Origin of the sequence: Pseudomonas sp. NPDC088322 (assembly GCF_044740745.1) — a bacterium.
GTDB classification, from domain to species: domain Bacteria; phylum Pseudomonadota; class Gammaproteobacteria; order Pseudomonadales; family Pseudomonadaceae; genus Aquipseudomonas; species Aquipseudomonas shirazensis.
Genome location: NZ_JBIURK010000001.1, coordinates 1 through 16,856 on the forward strand (window position 1 = coordinate 1; position 16,856 = coordinate 16,856).

At 60.4% G+C, this 16,856-nt stretch carries 16 protein-coding genes, 1 tRNA gene and 1 rRNA gene; 15 read left to right on the plus strand and 3 right to left on the minus strand.

Annotation, left to right across the window (positions count from 1 at the left end; genetic code table 11):
* The first annotated feature begins 193 nt into the window (after positions 1-193).
* Positions 194-309, plus strand: a 5S ribosomal RNA gene (gene rrf / locus ACIOAU_RS00005).
* Positions 310-637: 328 nt separating this feature from the next.
* Positions 638-2,884, plus strand: coding sequence for a TonB-dependent siderophore receptor (locus tag ACIOAU_RS00010; protein WP_401179205.1), 2,247 nt, complete (start codon positions 638-640; stop codon positions 2,882-2,884).
* A gap of 119 nt (positions 2,885-3,003) precedes the next feature.
* Here the strand turns inward: ACIOAU_RS00010 and ACIOAU_RS00015 are convergent, their stop codons facing one another.
* Positions 3,004-4,056 (minus strand): Gfo/Idh/MocA family protein, encoded by a 1,053-nt coding sequence (locus tag ACIOAU_RS00015; RefSeq protein WP_401179207.1) that lies wholly within the window; start codon positions 4,054-4,056, stop codon positions 3,004-3,006.
* A 107-nt stretch (positions 4,057-4,163) separates the two neighbouring features.
* Here ACIOAU_RS00015 and ACIOAU_RS00020 point away from each other — a divergent pair, with 107 nt between their 5' ends.
* A complete protein-coding gene (locus ACIOAU_RS00020) occupies positions 4,164-5,111 on the plus strand; it encodes a LysR substrate-binding domain-containing protein (RefSeq protein ID WP_401179210.1) in 948 nt (315 codons plus the stop codon).
* Positions 5,112-5,235: 124 nt separating this feature from the next.
* Here the strand turns inward: ACIOAU_RS00020 and ACIOAU_RS00025 are convergent.
* A tRNA-Leu gene (locus tag ACIOAU_RS00025) sits at positions 5,236-5,320 on the minus strand.
* 108 nt (positions 5,321-5,428) lie between these two features.
* Between ACIOAU_RS00025 and queA the strand changes: the two genes are divergently transcribed.
* The 6 genes from queA to ACIOAU_RS00055 all read left to right on the plus strand — a co-directional run bounded on the left by queA (position 5,429) and on the right by ACIOAU_RS00055 (position 11,516).
* Positions 5,429-6,478 (plus strand): tRNA preQ1(34) S-adenosylmethionine ribosyltransferase-isomerase QueA, encoded by a 1,050-nt coding sequence (queA, locus tag ACIOAU_RS00030; protein WP_401179213.1) that lies wholly within the window; start codon positions 5,429-5,431, stop codon positions 6,476-6,478.
* 14 nt (positions 6,479-6,492) lie between these two features.
* A complete protein-coding gene (gene tgt, locus ACIOAU_RS00035) occupies positions 6,493-7,608 on the plus strand; it encodes a tRNA guanosine(34) transglycosylase Tgt (RefSeq protein ID WP_178080815.1) in 1,116 nt (371 codons plus the stop codon).
* A gap of 56 nt (positions 7,609-7,664) precedes the next feature.
* A complete protein-coding gene (gene yajC, locus ACIOAU_RS00040) occupies positions 7,665-8,000 on the plus strand; it encodes a preprotein translocase subunit YajC (RefSeq protein WP_103436107.1) in 336 nt (111 codons plus the stop codon).
* Between the two features lie 65 nt (positions 8,001-8,065).
* Positions 8,066-9,928 carry a protein translocase subunit SecD gene (gene secD, locus ACIOAU_RS00045; RefSeq protein ID WP_101316672.1) on the plus strand — a complete coding sequence of 621 codons (1,863 nt, stop codon included), beginning with the start codon at positions 8,066-8,068 and terminating at the stop codon, positions 9,926-9,928.
* A 10-nt stretch (positions 9,929-9,938) separates the two neighbouring features.
* Positions 9,939-10,847, plus strand: coding sequence for a protein translocase subunit SecF (gene secF, locus ACIOAU_RS00050; protein ID WP_101316674.1), 909 nt, complete (start codon positions 9,939-9,941; stop codon positions 10,845-10,847).
* A 120-nt stretch (positions 10,848-10,967) separates the two neighbouring features.
* Positions 10,968-11,516, plus strand: coding sequence for a glycine zipper 2TM domain-containing protein (locus ACIOAU_RS00055; protein ID WP_103438701.1), 549 nt, complete (start codon positions 10,968-10,970; stop codon positions 11,514-11,516).
* 103 nt (positions 11,517-11,619) lie between these two features.
* On the opposite strand, the gene suhB is transcribed toward ACIOAU_RS00055, so the two are convergent.
* Positions 11,620-12,438: an inositol-phosphate phosphatase gene (suhB, locus tag ACIOAU_RS00060; RefSeq protein WP_101316676.1), complete on the minus strand. Its 819-nt coding sequence runs from the start codon at positions 12,436-12,438 to the stop codon at positions 11,620-11,622.
* 150 nt (positions 12,439-12,588) lie between these two features.
* Here suhB and trmJ point away from each other — a divergent pair, with 150 nt between their 5' ends.
* The 6 genes from trmJ to iscA all read left to right on the plus strand — a co-directional run bounded on the left by trmJ (position 12,589) and on the right by iscA (position 16,856).
* Complete coding sequence (gene trmJ, locus ACIOAU_RS00065; RefSeq protein WP_101316678.1) at positions 12,589-13,344, plus strand: tRNA (cytosine(32)/uridine(32)-2'-O)-methyltransferase TrmJ; 756 nt, start codon at positions 12,589-12,591, stop codon at positions 13,342-13,344.
* 3 nt (positions 13,345-13,347) lie between these two features.
* Positions 13,348-14,151, plus strand: a complete 804-nt coding sequence (gene cysE / locus ACIOAU_RS00070) for a serine O-acetyltransferase (RefSeq protein WP_103436111.1) — start codon at positions 13,348-13,350, stop codon at positions 14,149-14,151.
* 170 nt (positions 14,152-14,321) lie between these two features.
* Positions 14,322-14,813 (plus strand): Fe-S cluster assembly transcriptional regulator IscR, encoded by a 492-nt coding sequence (iscR, locus tag ACIOAU_RS00075; RefSeq protein ID WP_101316682.1) that lies wholly within the window; start codon positions 14,322-14,324, stop codon positions 14,811-14,813.
* 42 nt (positions 14,814-14,855) lie between these two features.
* Positions 14,856-16,070 (plus strand): IscS subfamily cysteine desulfurase, encoded by a 1,215-nt coding sequence (locus ACIOAU_RS00080; protein WP_401179220.1) that lies wholly within the window; start codon positions 14,856-14,858, stop codon positions 16,068-16,070.
* 46 nt (positions 16,071-16,116) lie between these two features.
* The gene (gene iscU, locus ACIOAU_RS00085; protein ID WP_027619655.1) at positions 16,117-16,503 is read left to right on the plus strand and encodes a Fe-S cluster assembly scaffold IscU; all 387 of its coding nucleotides are present in this window, start codon (positions 16,117-16,119) and stop codon (positions 16,501-16,503) included.
* A 29-nt stretch (positions 16,504-16,532) separates the two neighbouring features.
* A complete protein-coding gene (gene iscA / locus ACIOAU_RS00090; RefSeq protein WP_101316686.1) occupies positions 16,533-16,856 on the plus strand; it encodes an iron-sulfur cluster assembly protein IscA in 324 nt (107 codons plus the stop codon).

Sequence of the window (16,856 nt, forward strand, 5' to 3'; positions counted from 1 at the left end):
GGTTGGGTGTGTAAGCGCTGTGAGGCGTTGAGCTAACCAATACTAATTGCCCGTGAGGCTTGACCATATAACACCCAAGCAATTTGCCCATGCAGGTTGCGGTGGTGAAGACGAAACGCTGAAGATTCGTACACAAACATCACATATCCGAATTTGCTGGGCCGTTCATCTGGACGTTCTGGCTACAGAATTTCTTGACGACAATAGAGCATTGGAACCACCTGATCCCATCCCGAACTCAGTAGTGAAACGATGCATCGCCGATGGTAGTGTGGGGTCTCCCCATGTGAGAGTAGGTCATCGTCAAGATTCATTTCGCAAAACCCCTATCTGCGCGAGCAGGTAGGGGTTTTGTCTTTTCCGGGATCCGGAAATCTGGGGCTTTATAGCGGCCCCCATCGCATTCGCGACATAAGGCCGCTCCTACTACGACCGCGCAACGTCAATTCAACGCGGCCCCAAAATATCTGCCCCCGCCACGATCATCGACATTTTTACCCCATCCGCCGCTCCGGCGCCGCAGCAAGGCCGTTCCTACGGCGATGTCAAACTATAGAATCAAAACACTACAGATAATGATTCGTATTTGCTAGATTGCGTGATCAAACCTATTCCATCACGCCCAGCAGGTCCGCTCATGCTTATCCCTAACGTCCCCCGCAAAAATGCGTTTAATTCCGTGTGGCTGCCGATCGGGCTGGTCGCGAGTATCTCAACACCGTTCGCCTTGGCAGAAACGGCGCTGGAGAACCAGCAACCGGCTAGCGCAAGCGATAGCCCGGGCGTCGTTCTGGAGTTGGAGGAAACTGCGATCTCGGCAAGCGCCGATGCCTCGCGAGAAGGCTTGGTGCCTGAATATGAGGGTGGTCAGGTGGCCCGCGGTGGGCGCGTGGGTATTCTGGGCAACAAGGATTACATGAGTACGCCATTCACCTCGACGTCCTACACCAATCAGCTGATTCGGGATCAACAGGCACAAAGTGTCGCCGATATCCTTCAGAACGACCCGTCGGTGCGCATTGCCCGTGGTTTTGGAAATTTCCAGGAACTCTACGTAATGCGCGGCTTCCCTCTGTATTCCGATGACATTGCTTACAACGGCTTGTACGGGTTACTGCCACGCCAGTATGTGGCTGCCGAATTTATCGAGCGGGTGGAGGTGTTCCGCGGCGCCAACGCCTTCCTCAACGGTGCGGCGCCGGGCGGTACCGGGATCGGCGGTGCGATCAATATCCTGCCCAAGCGCGCCCCCAACGAGGCGCTGACCCGTTTGACTGTAGGTGCCGAGAACAATGGCTTTGGTACCGCCGCCGCGGATCTGGCACGACGCTTTGGCGAAGAGGATCGCTTCGGCGTGCGCGTCAATGTGGCCAAGCGCGGAGGCGAGACTGCGGTAGAAGACCAGGACCGTAGCCTGGACATGTTCGCCTTGGGCCTGGACTATCAAGGCGAGCGCTTGCGTTTGTCCGCAGATGTCGGCCATCAATACCACTTCATCGACAACCCATTGCCCAGCGTCACGCCGACGGGCAGAGTGCCGAGCCCGCCCGATGCAGACAAGAACTACGGGCAGTCGTGGACCTATTCGAAAGAGAAGCAGACGTTCGGCACCTTTCGCGCGGAGTACGACCTGAGCGACGCTGTCACCACGTGGGCAGCGATCGGCATGCGCAAAGGCGAAGAGAAGAATGTGCTCGCCAACCCCTCTTCCAATGCCGCAGGCGTAACCCGAGCCAATCGTTTCGACAACTATCGCGAAGAAACCATCACTACCGGCGAAGTCGGGATGCGCTTCAACCTGCAGACCGGCCCGGTGTCGCACCAGTGGGTGGTGTCGGGTGCGATGTTCGACAGCAAGGATCGAAACGCGTGGGCGGGTAACTTCGGCGGCTTCGCCGGTGACCTGTATGATCCCGCAGATTTTGCTAAACCGGACAATGTGAGCTTCAGCGGTTCCATGTCCGATCCGCACATCACTGCCCGCACGCACACGCAAAGTCTCGCAATCGCCGACACGCTTGGCTTCTTTGATGATCAACTGCTGCTGACGCTCGGTGCTCGTCGTCAGGGCATGGATGTGACCGGTTATGACTACAACAGTGGCGACAAGACGTCGAAGTACAACCGCTATGAGACCACACCTGTTGCGGGTGCTGTATACCAACTGAACGAGCAGTTCTCGGTATATGCCAATTACATCGAAGGGCTGACCAAGGGTGATACGGCCAGCGCCACCACAACCCTGCCTGACGGCTCCAGCGCGCCTGTTCTAAATGCTGGTCAGTCACTCGCACCGTATGTCGCCAAACAGACCGAGTTCGGCGTGAAATACGATGGCGGTGCTCTGGGCGGTAGCCTCGCAGTGTTCGAAACGCGCAAACCTGTAGGTATTGTCGAGAATCAGGTATTCAAGGATGGCGGCGAACAACGTAACCGCGGCATCGAACTGTCGCTGTTTGGCACACCAATTCAACGCGTGCGCCTGCTCGGTGGGGTAACACTGCTTGACGCAGAACTGAGCAAGACTCAAAACGGTGAAAACGACGGCAACGAGCCGATCGGCGTGCCTAAGGTGCAAGCAAACATCGGCGGCGAATGGGATGTGCCCGGCGTCGACGGCCTGACCCTGACCAGTCGCGTTGTCTATACCAGCAGTCAATACGTAAACAACGCCAACAGCCTCGAGATCCCCTCCTGGACCAGGTTTGATCTGGGCGCGCGGTACGGCTTTAAAGTCGATGACAAGGATGTAACCTTGCGCGCGCGGCTGGATAACGTTGCGGGCCGTAACTATTGGGCTTCAACTGGCGGCTACCCCGGCTCGAACTACCTGGTGCTGGGCGCCCCGCGCACGTTTTCGGTCAGTGCGTCGGTAGATTTCTGATGATTTGATCCTGCCTGGAGTTTTGTACAGCCGGGTTGTCATGCTGCAAACAGGCCTCGCTCTGGTAGTACCCGCAAAGGGAAATATCCACCTAAAGCTTGAGAGGCAGTTCTAGTCGATCAGACAGGGGCTGTGCTGACGACCGCTCCAGATTTCGCCGCTTCGGCAATGGCCTCAGTGATGATCAGATTTCTGAGGCCATCGCGCACCGTGACCAGCGGCGCTTCAAACCCTTGGATGACCCGGCAGAAGTGCTCGAGCTGGAGCTCCAGAGGATCTCGACGTTCAACATCAGCGGTCGCCGTCTGGAAAGGTTTGAACCAGGATCGGTCCTCAGCGCGGGCATAGTATTTGAGGCGCATTGTGGGCACTGCAAGTGACCCGTTCTTGCCGCTGATTACATAGCAGTCTTCATCGGCGTAAGCGGCGTAGCTCGCATTCTCCTGGGACGTCTGCTCCCAGCTGCGGGCACACCCCGCAGAGTCCGACAGCAGAAACGAGCCCAGGGCTCCGTTGGCAAAGCGCAGGCCGATACACACCGTGTCTTCGACCGGAAAGTTGCGCGCGGCACTCGACTGCATGGCCTGGACGGCAACGATCTCTCCGCACAGCGAGCGCAAGTTGCCGATCTCGTGAATCATGTTGATCAGGATCGGGCCGCCACCTTCCTGGCGCCGCCACACGGCCGCATCGAAGTAGTCATCCGGCTTGTAGAACAGCGCGCTGCCCTGCACGGCAACAATGTCGCCGAGCACGCCTTCGCCGATGATCTCCCGTGCCTTGGCCAGCACAGGGCTATGTGCTCGATGGTGCCCGACCAGCAGACGCGCACCCTTTGCGGTTGCCGCAGCGAGCAGACGCTTACCTTCTTCAACGCTGTGGGCGACGGGTTTTTCGATCAAGGCGGCAACGCCTGCCTCGACGCATTGCAACGCCTGCGCAACATGCAGCGCATTGGGCGTGGCAAGGATAACGCCGTCCGGTTTGACGTTGTCGAACAAGGCCGCCAGATCTGCATATTGAGGAACGCCCAGAGCGGTCAGGTAATCGTCCGGGATCGTTACCGGATCAACAACGGCAACCAGTTCACAAGACAGGCTCGCTTGTACAAGTTCGATATGGCGGCGACCGATCATGCCGACGCCGGCCACTGCAACTCTGATTCTGGACATGATTTGATCTTCACAGTTGTTTTTGTGTTCCTGAGGAGCAGCGCTGGCTCATCAGGTGCTGTTAGGATCCAGCCTACTATCGCCGGCGAAGGTCATAATTGGCTCAGATGAAATATCAGAATTCTCGATTACTGAACAATGACCCATTCCTGCGTGACCTTTTGCTCTTCACTGCGATCGCCCGCTGTTCGAGCTTCGTCAGTGCAGGGGCTGAGTTGGGGATCTCGCCAGCGCACGTCAGCAAGCGCATCGCGACACTTGAGCAAAGCCTCAACTGCAAGCTGTTCAACCGCACGACGCGCCGCGTCACCATCACCCGTGAAGGCGAGGCGATGCTGGTCTGGGCCAAACAGATTCTGGAGAACGTCCACGGCATGCTGGAAACGTCCCATGGAGACCGGGTAGAGCCCAGAGGGCTGCTGCGGATCAGCACCAGTCAACGACTGGGCCGTTTCCACGTGGCACCCATTCTCGGCCTGCTGCGCAAGCGCTACCCAAGACTTGAGGTCTGGATCGAGTTGATGGACAGGCGCACGGACCTGATCGGTGAACAGTTCGATATCGATATTCGAGTAGGGGAGGTGACCGAGCAGCATCTGATTGCCCACAAGATCGCCAGCAGCCAGAGGATTCTGTGCGCCGCCCCGAGCTATGTCGCGGAGCGAGGCCATCCCGCTTCGCTGGCTGATCTGGCACAGCACGACTGCCTGCTGCTGCGCGACAGGGACAGTAGCTTTGGTTTGTGGCGTCTAGAGGGGCCAGCTGGCATGGAGACCGTCAAGGTGACCGGGCCTATGGCATCGAACAACAGCGACATCGTGCGCGAGTGGGCGCATGAGGGGCTGGGCATCATCATGGCCTCCACATGGGACGTCGCCCCCAGTTTTGCGCAGGGCAAGCTCATGCGACTGCTGCCTGCTTGGCATCAGGTTGCGGATATTTCCGCGGTCACCACGGTCCGTGCTTCGCAGTCGGAAAGAATCAAAGTGTGCCTTGAGTTTCTGACTGAGCAGTTGACGGCGGGTGCTTATGCGCTTGAGGGCATAACTGACTGAGCAGCACATCAAAGAGCACTGCTTTGCTGGAGAAAACGTTCAAACTGTAGAAACTAAAAAGCCCGCAATCAGCGGGCTTTTGGGATGTTGCGTAGACGCCGGTAAGGCGTCTATGTGTTGCGTTTGGTGCCCCGAGGGAGACTCGAACTCCCACTCCTTTCGAAAACGGATTTTGAATCCGCCGCGTCTACCAATTCCGCCATCAGGGCTTGTGGGGCGGCAGTATAGAGAGGCTCCGCGGGTCGGTCAATCGGCTTTCATGGAGAATTTTCACAGGTTGGGCTAAACTTTGCGGCCCTGTCGAACCGAACACAATCATGCGCGTCGCCGATTTTTCCTTCGAACTCCCCGATTCCCTGATCGCCCGCCACCCACTGGCCGAGCGCCATGGCAGCCGACTGCTGGTTCTTGATGGACCGAGCGGCGCGCTGGCTCATCAGCAATTCACCGATCTGCTCGAACACCTGCGCCCAGGTGACCTGATGGTGTTCAACAACACCCGGGTGATCCCGGCGCGGTTGTTTGGCCAAAAAGCCTCGGGCGGCAAGCTCGAAGTGCTGGTCGAGCGCGTGCTCGACAGCCACCGGGTACTGGCCCATGTGCGTGCAAGCAAGGCGCCCAAGGTCGCTACACAGTTGCTCATCGACGGCGGCGGCGAGGCCGAGATGGTCGCCCGCCATGACACGCTGTTCGAGCTCCGTTTCAGCGACGAAGTGCTGCCGCTGCTCGATCGCGTCGGCCATATGCCGCTGCCGCCGTATATCGATCGCCCGGACGAGGGCGCCGACCGCGAGCGCTATCAGACTGTTTATGCCGAGCGCGCAGGTGCCGTCGCGGCGCCAACCGCAGGCCTGCACTTCGACCAGCCGCTGCTCGAGAAAATCGCAGCCAAGGGCGTCGAGAGTGCGTTCGTTACCTTGCATGTGGGCGCCGGCACCTTCCAGCCGGTGCGGGTCGACAAGATCGAAGACCACCATATGCACAAGGAATGGCTCGAAGTCAGCCAGGAGGTAGTCGACGCCGTGGCCGCGTGCCGTGCGCGTGGCGGCCGAGTGGTTGCCGTCGGCACCACCAGCGTGCGCTCGCTGGAGAGTGCCGCGCGTGATGGCCAGCTCAAGGCGTTCAGCGGCGACACCGACATCTTTATCTACCCGGGCCGGCCGTTCCATGTGGTCGATGCCCTGGTCACCAACTTCCACCTGCCGGAGTCCACGCTGCTGATGCTGGTCTCGGCCTTCGCCGGTTACCCCGAGACCATGGCGGCCTACGCCGCTGCGGTCGAGCATGGCTACCGCTTCTTCAGTTACGGTGATGCGATGTTCATCACCCGCAATCCGGCGCCGCGCGGCCCCGAGGATCAAGCATGAGTCGCACCTGTCGTATGTCCTTCGAACTGCTGGCCACCGACGGCAAGGCCCGTCGTGGCCGCCTGACCTTCCCCCGTGGCACGGTCGAGACCCCGGCGTTCATGCCGGTGGGCACCTATGGCACGGTCAAGGGCATGCTGCCGCGTGACATCGAGGCCACCGGCGCCGAGATCATTCTCGGCAACACCTTCCACCTGTGGCTGCGCCCGGGCACCGAGGTGATCAAGAAGCACAACGGCCTGCACGATTTCATGCAGTGGAAAGGCCCGATTCTGACCGACTCCGGTGGCTTCCAGGTGTTCAGCCTGGGCGCCATGCGCAAGATCAAGGAAGAGGGCGTGACCTTCGCCTCGCCAGTCGATGGCTCCAAGGTGTTCATGGGCCCGGAAGAGTCGATGCAGGTCCAGCGTGATCTGGGCTCGGACATCGTGATGATCTTCGACGAATGCACGCCGTACCCGGCCGAGCATGACGTCGCGCGCACCTCGATGGAGCTGTCGCTGCGCTGGGCGCAGCGCTCCAAGGACGCCCACGCCGACAACACTGCGGCGCTGTTCGGCATCGTTCAGGGCGGCATGTATCAAGACTTGCGGGAACGCTCGCTGGAGGCGCTGGTCAACATCGACTTCGACGGCCTGGCGATCGGCGGCTTGTCGGTCGGTGAGCCGAAGCACGAGATGATCAAGGTGCTCGATTACTTGCCGGCGATGATGCCCGCTGACAAACCTCGTTACCTTATGGGGGTAGGCAAACCAGAGGATCTTGTGGAGGGTGTGCGCCGCGGCGTCGACATGTTCGACTGCGTGATGCCGACGCGCAATGCGCGCAACGGCCATCTGTTCATCGACACTGGGGTGATCAAGATCCGCAACGCGTTCCATCGCCATGATGATTCGCCGCTGGATCCGACCTGCGATTGCTATACCTGCAGCAACTTCTCGCGCGCCTATCTGCACCACCTGGACAAGTGCGGCGAAATGTTGAGCAGCATGTTGAATACAATCCATAACTTGCGTCATTACCAGCGCCTGATGGCCGGTTTACGCGAGGCTATTCAACAAGGTAAATTGGCCGCCTTTGTCGACGCCTTCTATGCCAAACGCGGGCTTGCTGTGCCGCCTTTGGACTGACTGACTGTAACCGTTTGCCAACCCAACACGTTGCAACATAACAACTGGAGTGTCACATGAGCTTTTTGATCCCCGCCGCCTACGCGGACGCCGCAGCCCCTGCCGCCGGCCCTATGGGTGGTGGTTTCGAGTGGATTTTCCTGGTCGGCTTCCTGGTCATCTTCTACCTGATGATCTGGCGTCCACAGGCCAAGCGCGCCAAAGAGCAGAAGAACCTGCTGGGCAACTTGCAGAAAGGTGACGAAGTTGTCACCAACGGCGGCATCGCCGGCAAGATCGTCAAGGTTTCCGATGACTTCGTGGTACTGGAAGTGTCCGACACCGTCGAGATGAAGTTCCAGAAGGGCGCCGTGGCTGCGACCCTGCCTAAAGGTACGCTCAAGGCTATCTGAGGTACCGGTTTTACTTTTTCCAGTCGGGGCGCGCAAAGCGCCCCGCGTCTTGAACGGGCGGCGTGATGCTGAACAAATATCCTCTGTGGAAATACGCACTGATCGTGCTGGTGCTGGCGATCGGTTTCATTTATTCCGCTCCCAACCTCTATCCGGATGATCCGGCTGTACAGATCAGTGGTGCCAGCTCGGCGCTGCAGGTCAACCAGGCCGACCTCGATCGCGTCAACAAGGCGCTGACCGAAGCGGGTATCACCGTGAAGGGCACTAGCCTGGGCGAGAAGGGCAGTGGCTTGGTACGCCTGACCGACCAGGAAGACCAACTGCCAGCCAAGGATGTGGTGCGCAAGGCCCTGGGCGATGATTACGTCGTGGCCCTGAACCTGGCCCAGACCACCCCGCAGTGGCTGCGTAACCTGGGTGCAAGCCCGATGAAGCTCGGTCTGGACCTGTCCGGTGGTGTGCACTTCCTGCTCGAAGTGGACATGGACAAGGCCATGAGCGCGCGCATGAAGGTCTACGAAGGCGAAGTGAAGACCCTGTTGCGCAAAGAGCGCATCCGCTACCGCAGCCTGCCTCAGCAGGATGGCGGCATCGTGCTGGGCTTCTCTGACGACGCCACCCGCGAACAGGCTCGTGCCCTGATTCGCAAGAGCTTCACCGATTTCGACCTGACCACCACCGAGCGCAACGAGCTCGCTGTGCTGCGTCTGGCGCTGACCCCGGCCAAGGTTGCCGAGATCCGCGAATACTCGATCAAGCAAAACCTGACCACCGTGCGTAACCGGGTCAACGAACTGGGTGTGGCCGAGCCGCTGGTGCAGCGTCAGGGTGCCAACCGTATCGTGGTCGAGCTGCCAGGCGTGCAGGACACTGCCGAAGCCAAGCGCATCCTCGGCAAGACCGCCAACCTCGAGTTCCGCTTCGGTGCCGAACCAGGTGCCTCCAAGGCCACTACCGAGGTCTTCGAATTCCGTGACGGCGGCCGTTCGGCGCCGGTCGAGCGTGGTTTGATCATTACCGGTGACCAGGTCACCGACGCCCAAGCCAGCTTCGACGAGCAAGGCCGGCCACAGGTCAACATCCGCCTCGATGGCCATGGCGGCGAGTTGATGAGCCGCGCGACGCGCAGCAACGTCGGCCGCAGCATGGCAGTAATCTTCATCGAGCAGAAGCCGATCACTCGCTACGTCAAGCAGACCGTCGATGGCGTCGAGAAGGAAGTTGCCGTACAGAGCTTCCAGGAAGAGAAAAAGATCATCAGCCTGGCGACCATCCAATCGCCACTGGGCAGCCAGTTCCGCATCACCGGCCTCAATGGCCAGGGTGAATCGTCCGAACTGGCCCTGCTGCTGCGTGCCGGTGGTCTGGCTGCGCCGATGTACTTCGCTGAAGAGCGCACCATTGGTCCAAGCCTGGGTGCCGACAACATCACCAAAGGTGTCGATGCATCGCTGTGGGGCATGCTGTTCGTGTCCATCTTCATCATCGCCATCTACCGCGGTTTTGGCGTGATCGCGACCGTTGCCCTGACCGGCAACATGATCCTGCTGCTGGCCTTGATGTCCCTGCTGGGTGCCACCCTGACCCTGCCGGGCATCGCCGGTATCGTGCTGACCATGGGTATGGCGGTCGACGCCAACGTGCTGATCTTCTCGCGGATTCGCGAGGAGCTGAAAAACGGCATGTCGGTGCAGCGCGCCATCCACGAAGGCTTCAGCCGTGCCTACACCGCGATCATCGACGCCAACCTGACCAGCCTGCTGGTCGGCGGTATCCTCTTCGCGATGGGCACCGGGCCGGTCAAAGGCTTTGCGGTAACCATGTCCCTCGGGATTTTCACCTCGATGTTCACCGCCGTCATGGTGACCCGCGCAATGGTCAACCTGACCTGCGGCGGGCGTGACATCAAGAAGCTGTGGGTTTGAGGGAATAACCATGAAAACCATCAACTTCATGGGCGTGCGCAACGTTGCGTTCGCCGTCACTGTCCTGCTGACCATCCTGGCGTTGTTCAGCTGGTGGCAGAAGGGTTTGAACTTCGGTCTGGACTTCACCGGCGGTACGCTCATCGAGCTGACCTACGAGCGTCCGGCAGACCTCAAGCTGGTCCGCGCCGAGCTCGCTCAGTCGGGCTTCGAGGACGCCATCGTGCAGAGCTTCGGTGCGACTACCGATCTGCTGGTGCGCATGCCGGGCGACGACCCGCAACTGGGCAGCAAGGTTGCTGCAGCGCTGCAGAAAGTCGGCGGCGACAACCCGGCGACCCTCAAGCGAGTCGAGTTCGTCGGCCCGCAGGTAGGTGAAGAACTGCGTGACCAGGGCGGCCTGGGCATGCTGCTGGCGCTGGGCGGGGTACTCATCTACCTAGCCTTCCGCTTCCAGTGGAAATTCGCCGTCGGCGCGATCATCTCGCTGATCCACGACGTGGTCGTGACTGTGGGTATCCTCTCGTTCTTCCAGATCACTTTCGATTTGACGGTGCTGGCGGCAGTGCTGGCGATCATCGGTTACTCGCTGAACGACACCATCGTGGTATTCGACCGCGTGCGGGAAAACTTCCGCGTCATGCGCAAGGCCTCGCTGATCGAGAACATCAACGTCTCGACCACGCAGACCCTGCTGCGCACCATCGCCACTTCGGTTTCGACCTTGCTGGCCATCGCCGCGCTGTTGATCTTCGGGGGTGACAACCTGTTCGGCTTCTCCCTGGCTCTGTTCATCGGGGTCATGGCCGGTACCTACTCGTCGATCTACATCGCCAACGTGGTACTGATCTGGCTGAACCTGAACAGCGAAGACCTGATTCCACCGGTCAAGGCCGAGGGTGTGGACGAGCGTCCATAACCGCAAGCCGCCGCCGTTTGGCGCCAAGAGAGCCGCGAGTGTTGAACTCGCGGCTTTTTTTTTGCTCCAAGGCTGGGACAAGCGCGGGTTATGGCCCGCTGGTACGATCAGGAGGTTCACGTGAATAAATCAATGCTGGTGGGTGCGGTGCTCGGTGCCGTCGGTGTAACTGCCGCAGGCGCAATGGCGACCTACAGCTTGGTGAACAAAGGCCCAGAGGTCGCTGAGGTGACCGACGTGCAGCCGATCAAGCAGCAGGTCAAGACTCCACGTGAAGTGTGCAAGGACGTGACCGTGACGCGCCAGGCGCCGGTCAAGGATCAACATCAGATCGCCGGTACCGTGGTCGGTGCGTTGGCGGGTGGCTTGCTCGGCAACCAGATCGGTGGCGGCACCGGCAAGAAGATTGCCACCGTGGCCGGTGCGGTCGGCGGCGGCTACGCCGGTAACAAGGTGCAGGAAGGCATGCAAGAGCGTGACACCTACACCACCACCCAGACCCGCTGTAACACCGTGCATGACCTGAGCGAGAAAGTGGTTGGCTACAACGTCACCTATTCGATTGGCGACAAGGTCGGCAAAGTGAAGATGGATCACGAGCCAGGTTCGACCATTCCGCTGGATGAGAATGGCAAGCTGGTGTTGAGTCAGGCCCAGAACGGGCAGTAAAGCTGTGCAGGAATCACACTGGCCGCTGCTACGCCGAGCGGTGCGGTTCTTGCGGACACAAAAAAGCACCCCGTGGGGTGCTTTTTTTCTGGCTGACCGGCGCTTAGCGCTTCAGCGATTGTGGTACGTGCGGCTGGATGGCAGTCAGCACGGCTTTGAAGCACTTGATGTTGCCAGCAACGATGTGGCCTTTCTCGAGGAATTCGTGGCCACCGTTGAAGTCGCTGACCAGACCGCCAGCTTCCTGCACCAGCAGTACGCCTGCAGCCATGTCCCACTCGGACAGGCCCGACTCCCAGAACGCATCGAAACGACCGGCCGCTACATAGGCCAGGTCAAGGCTGGCAGAACCGGCGCGGCGGATGCCGGCAGTCTGGCCAGTTAGGGCGCGGATCATACCCAGATAGTTGTCAAGGTCCGCCATCTGGTTGTCGCGGAACGGGAAGCCGGTACCCAGCAGAGCGCCTTCAAGGCTGGTGCGCGAGCTGACGCGCAGGCGGCGACCGTTGATCTGGGCGCCACGGCCACGGCTGGCGGTGAACTCTTCCTGGCGAACCGGATCCAGTACCACTGCGTGCTCCAGGCGACCGCGGTATTTGCAGGCGATGCTCACTGCAAAGTGCGGAATGCCACGCAGGAAGTTGGTGGTGCCATCGAGCGGGTCGATGATCCACAGGTAGTCTTTGCCTTCTTCACCTGAGCCAGCGTGGAAGCCGGTCTCTTCACCCTGGATCGAGTGGTTCGGGTAGGCCTTGCGCAGAGCATCGACGATTTTCTGCTCGGCAGCGCGGTCAACCTCGGACACGTAGTCCTTGGCGTCCTTTTCGTCCACCTTGATGGTGTCCAGGCGTTCGATGGAGCGGAAAATCAGTTCACTGGCGCTGCGAGCAGCGCGCAGGGCGATAGTCAGCATAGGCTGCATGGGCGGTTCACCTGGAGATGTTAAAGAAGAAAGCCGGCCATTTTAGCAGAGTTTTTTGACAACGGCAGCGCCGCATTTGCTTTCATGGCGTAACGTCCGTCGGTTCTGTAAGATCGACCGCCCTGATATCTGCCTTTGAGAGCACCCACCGTGCTGCAAAATATTCGTGTTGTTCTGGTCAATACCAGCCACCCCGGCAACATCGGCGGCGCTGCGCGTGCCATGAAAAACATGGGCTTGTCGCGCCTGGTGCTGGTCCAGCCACAGGAGTTTCCGGCAGCTGACGCCAGCGCCCGCGCTTCTGGCGCAGACGACGTACTCAGTGGCGCGCTGGTGGTCGACTCGCTGGAAGAGGCGCTGGTTGGCTGCAGCCTTGCGATCGGCACCAGTGCCCGCGACCGCAGCCTGCCGTGGCCGATGCTGGATCCGCGCGAGTGCGGCGCCAAGTCGGTCGAGCGTGCCACCATGGGTGACGAAATCGCCCTGGTGTTCGGTCGCGAGCATGCCGGGCTGACCAACGACGAATTGCAGCGATGTCACTTCCATGTGCACATTCCCTCGAACCCTGACTTCAGCTCGCTCAATCTGGCCGCCGCCGTGCAGGTGCTTGGCTATGAGGTGCGCATGGCCTGGCTGGCCGCGCAGGGTGCGCCGTCGATCAGTGACAAGGCCGACGCCGTCGAACTGGCGACCCTGGACGAGATGGAGCGTTTCTACGACCACCTGGAAAAAACCCTGGTGGACATTGCCTTCCTCGATCCGGACAAACCCAAGCACCTGATGGCGCGCCTGCGTCGCCTGTACGGCCGCAGTTCGGTAGAGCGTACGGAAATGAGCATTTTACGCGGCATCCTCACCGAGACTCAGAAGGTCGCTCGGGGTGAGTCGCATAAGCGGAAGGATTGAGCAATGTTCGAACGTCTGCGTGAAGATATCCAAAGCGTATTCCATCGTGACCCGGCGGCGCGTAACGCTTTTGAAGTGCTGACCTGCTATCCCGGCATGCACGCGATCTGGCTGCACCGCCTCGGCCACGCCCTGTGGACGCGTGACCTGAAGTGGCTGGCGCGGCTGGTGTCGAACTTCGGCCGCTGGATGACTGGCATCGAAATCCACCCGGGCGCGACCATCGGCCGCCGCTTCTTCATTGACCACGGCATGGGGATCGTCATTGGCGAGACCGCCGAGATCGGTGACGACGTCACCCTCTACCAGGGCGTGACCCTCGGTGGTACCAGCTGGAACGCCGGCAAGCGCCACCCGACCCTGGGCAATGGCGTGGTGGTCGGTGCCGGCGCCAAGGTGCTCGGCCCATTCACTGTCGGCGCCGGAGCCAAGATCGGCTCCAATGCTGTGGTCACCAAGGAGGTTCCGCCAGGCGCCACCGCAGTGGGTATCCCCGGTCGCATTATCGTCAAGGCGCAGGAAGACTCCGAAGTCGAAGCCAAGCGCAAGGCCATGGCCGAGAAGATCGGCTTCGATGCCTATGGCGTCAGTGGCGACATGCCTGACCCGGTCGCCCGCGCCATTGGCCAGATGCTCGACCACCTGCAAGCGGTCGACGAGCGTCTGCAGGGCATGTGCGGCGCGTTGACCAAGCTGGGTAGCGACTATCACGGCAAGGCGCTGCCGGCACTGCCCGAAGAAGATTTCGTTGAAGTCGCTCCGGTCGAGGCAAGGCAGCAGGCGCAGAGCGACACCCAGCCACATTGACAGCGACGATGGCGCTGGCCGTGGGCGTGTGCTCGCGGCCAGTGTCTGCTACACTCGCGCCCGCCCTTCGAGTGCAAACCCGACTAAAGCAGTAGGTCTAATAGTTGACTTAAATGCTCGGGAATCGCATACTTGCTCACATTCTGTAACTCCCGTGGTACCCATACGCCATGCGACTGACTACCAAAGGCCGATACGCAGTGACCGCCATGCTTGACCTGGCGTTGCACGCGCAGCATGGGCCGGTGTCACTGGCCGATATTTCCGAGCGCCAGGGCATCTCCCTCTCTTATCTGGAGCAGCTGTTCGCCAAGCTGCGCCGCAGCAGCCTGGTTTCCAGCGTGCGCGGCCCAGGCGGCGGCTATCAGCTGTCGCGCGGCATGGAAACCATCCAGGTTGCCCAGGTCGTCGACGCGGTCAACGAATCGGTCGACGCTACCCGTTGCCAGGGCCTGGGTGACTGCCATGCCGGTGATACCTGCCTGACCCACCACCTGTGGTGTGACCTCAGTCAGCAGATCCATGAATTCCTCAGTGGCATCAGCCTGGCCGACCTCGTCAAGCGCCGTGAGGTGCAAGAAGTCGCTCATCGCCAGGACCTGCGCCGTGTTGCAGGTCGATCCGCCCAGTTGGACAAGATTGAGACGTCCGCCGTCGACTGACATTGGTCACGAGCGACGCCACCGCCTGATAGGAGATATTCAATGAAGTTGCCGATCTACCTCGATTACTCCGCGACCACGCCGGTCGACCCACGCGTTGCCCAGAAGATGGCCGAATGCCTGCTGGTCGACGGCAACTTTGGTAACCCGGCGTCGCGCTCCCACGTGTTTGGCTGGCGCGCTGAAGAAGCGGTCGAAAACGGCCGTCGCCAGGTGGCCGAGCTGATCAACGCCGACCCGCGTGAAATTGTCTGGACCAGCGGTGCCACCGAGTCCGACAACCTCGCGATCAAAGGCGTTGCGCACTTCTATCAGACCAAGGGCAAGCACATCATCACCTCCAAGATCGAGCACAAAGCTGTGCTCGATACCGCTCGCCAGCTCGAGCGCGAAGGTTTTGAAGTGACCTATCTCGAGCCAGGCGAAGACGGCATCGTTACCCCGGGCATGGTTGAAGCGGTGCTGCGCGACGACACCATTCTGGTCTCGCTGATGCACGTCAACAACGAAGTTGGCTCGATCAACGACATCGCTGCAATCGGTGAACTGACCCGTGCCCGCGGCGTGCTGTTCCACGTTGACGCTGCACAATCGGCCGGCAAGGTCGAGATCGACGTGCAGAAGCTCAAGGTCGACCTGATGTCGTTCTCCGCGCACAAGGCCTACGGCCCTAAAGGTATCGGCGCGCTGTACGTCAGCCGCAAACCGCGCGTGCGTCTGGAAGCAATCATTCACGGCGGTGGTCACGAGCGCGGCATGCGTTCCGGCACGCTCCCTACGCACCAGATCGTCGGTATGGGTGAGGCATTTGCCATCGCCAAGCAGGAGATGGCCAGCGAGAACGCCCGCATCAAGGTGCTGAGCGATCGCTTCTTCAAGCAGGTTTCCAACCTCGAAGAGCTGTACGTCAACGGCAGCCAGACTGCGCGCGTGCCGCACAACCTGAACCTGAGCTTCAACTACGTTGAAGGCGAGTCGCTGCTGATGGCCCTCAAGGACATCGCGGTATCGTCCGGTTCGGCCTGCACCTCCGCTTCGCTCGAGCCGTCGTACGTACTGCGCGCCCTGGGCCGCAACGACGAGCTGGCACACAGTTCGATCCGCTTCTCCTTCGGCCGCTTCACCAGCGAAGAAGAAGTCGACTACGCCGCGCAGGAAGTCTGCAAGGCTGTCACCAAGCTGCGCGAACTCTCGCCGCTGTGGGACATGTACAAAGACGGCGTCGATATCTCCAAGATCGAGTGGGCCGCCCACTAAGCAGTCGCCGGCAAGAGCGGCTACCTGATGAGGAAGGAATTGCACCATGGCATACAGTGAAAAGGTCATCGACCACTACGAAAACCCGCGCAACGTCGGCAAGATGGACGCTGAAGACCCGGACGTCGGTACCGGCATGGTCGGCGCGCCGGCCTGCGGTGACGTGATGCGTCTGCAGATCAAGGTCAACGAGCAGGGCGTTATCGAAGACGCCAAGTTCAAGACCTACGGCTGCGGTTCGGCTATCGCTTCCAGCTCCCTCGCCACCGAGTGGATGAAGGGCAAGACCCTGGACGAAGCCGAGACTATCAAGAACACCCAGCTGGCTGAAGAGCTGGCGCTGCCACCGGTCAAGATCCACTGCTCGGTACTCGCCGAGGACGCCATCAAGGCGGCCGTACGCGATTACAAGCAGAAAAAAGGCTTGATCTGAGTCGTTTGACTGGACGCTAAGGAGTTCCGATGGCTATCAGCATGACAGAAGCCGCCGCCAACCACGTGCGGCGCTCCCTCGACGGGCGTGGCAAGGGTGAAGGCATTCGCCTGGCCGTACGCACCACCGGTTGCTCGGGCCTGGCCTACGTGCTGGAGTTCGTCGACGAAGTGGCAGGCGAAGACGAGGTCTTCGAGAACCACGGCGTGAAGGTCATCATCGACCCGAAAAGCCTGGTTTACCTCGACGGCACCGAGCTCGATTTCGTCAAGGAAGGGTTGAACGAAGGCTTCAAGTTCAACAACCCCAACGTGCGCGGTGAATGTGGCTGCGGCGAAAGCTTCAATGTTTGA

Excerpts from the sequence above, each read along its gene's own strand:
- ACIOAU_RS00010 (WP_401179205.1), top strand. The coding sequence starts at position 638 with ATGCTTATCCCTAACGTCCCCCGCAAAAATGCGTTTAATTCCGTGTGG.
- ACIOAU_RS00015 (WP_401179207.1), bottom strand. The coding sequence starts at position 4,056 with ATGTCCAGAATCAGAGTTGCAGTGGCCGGCGTCGGCATGATCGGTCGC.
- ACIOAU_RS00020 (WP_401179210.1), top strand. The coding sequence starts at position 4,164 with ATGAAATATCAGAATTCTCGATTACTGAACAATGACCCATTCCTGCGT.
- queA (WP_401179213.1), top strand. The coding sequence starts at position 5,429 with ATGCGCGTCGCCGATTTTTCCTTCGAACTCCCCGATTCCCTGATCGCC.
- tgt (WP_178080815.1), top strand. The coding sequence starts at position 6,493 with ATGTCCTTCGAACTGCTGGCCACCGACGGCAAGGCCCGTCGTGGCCGC.
- yajC (WP_103436107.1), top strand. The coding sequence starts at position 7,665 with ATGAGCTTTTTGATCCCCGCCGCCTACGCGGACGCCGCAGCCCCTGCC.
- secD (WP_101316672.1), top strand. The coding sequence starts at position 8,066 with ATGCTGAACAAATATCCTCTGTGGAAATACGCACTGATCGTGCTGGTG.
- secF (WP_101316674.1), top strand. The coding sequence starts at position 9,939 with ATGAAAACCATCAACTTCATGGGCGTGCGCAACGTTGCGTTCGCCGTC.
- suhB (WP_101316676.1), bottom strand. The coding sequence starts at position 12,438 with ATGCAGCCTATGCTGACTATCGCCCTGCGCGCTGCTCGCAGCGCCAGT.
- cysE (WP_103436111.1), top strand. The coding sequence starts at position 13,348 with ATGTTCGAACGTCTGCGTGAAGATATCCAAAGCGTATTCCATCGTGAC.
- iscR (WP_101316682.1), top strand. The coding sequence starts at position 14,322 with ATGCGACTGACTACCAAAGGCCGATACGCAGTGACCGCCATGCTTGAC.
- ACIOAU_RS00080 (WP_401179220.1), top strand. The coding sequence starts at position 14,856 with ATGAAGTTGCCGATCTACCTCGATTACTCCGCGACCACGCCGGTCGAC.
- iscU (WP_027619655.1), top strand. The coding sequence starts at position 16,117 with ATGGCATACAGTGAAAAGGTCATCGACCACTACGAAAACCCGCGCAAC.
- iscA (WP_101316686.1), top strand. The coding sequence starts at position 16,533 with ATGGCTATCAGCATGACAGAAGCCGCCGCCAACCACGTGCGGCGCTCC.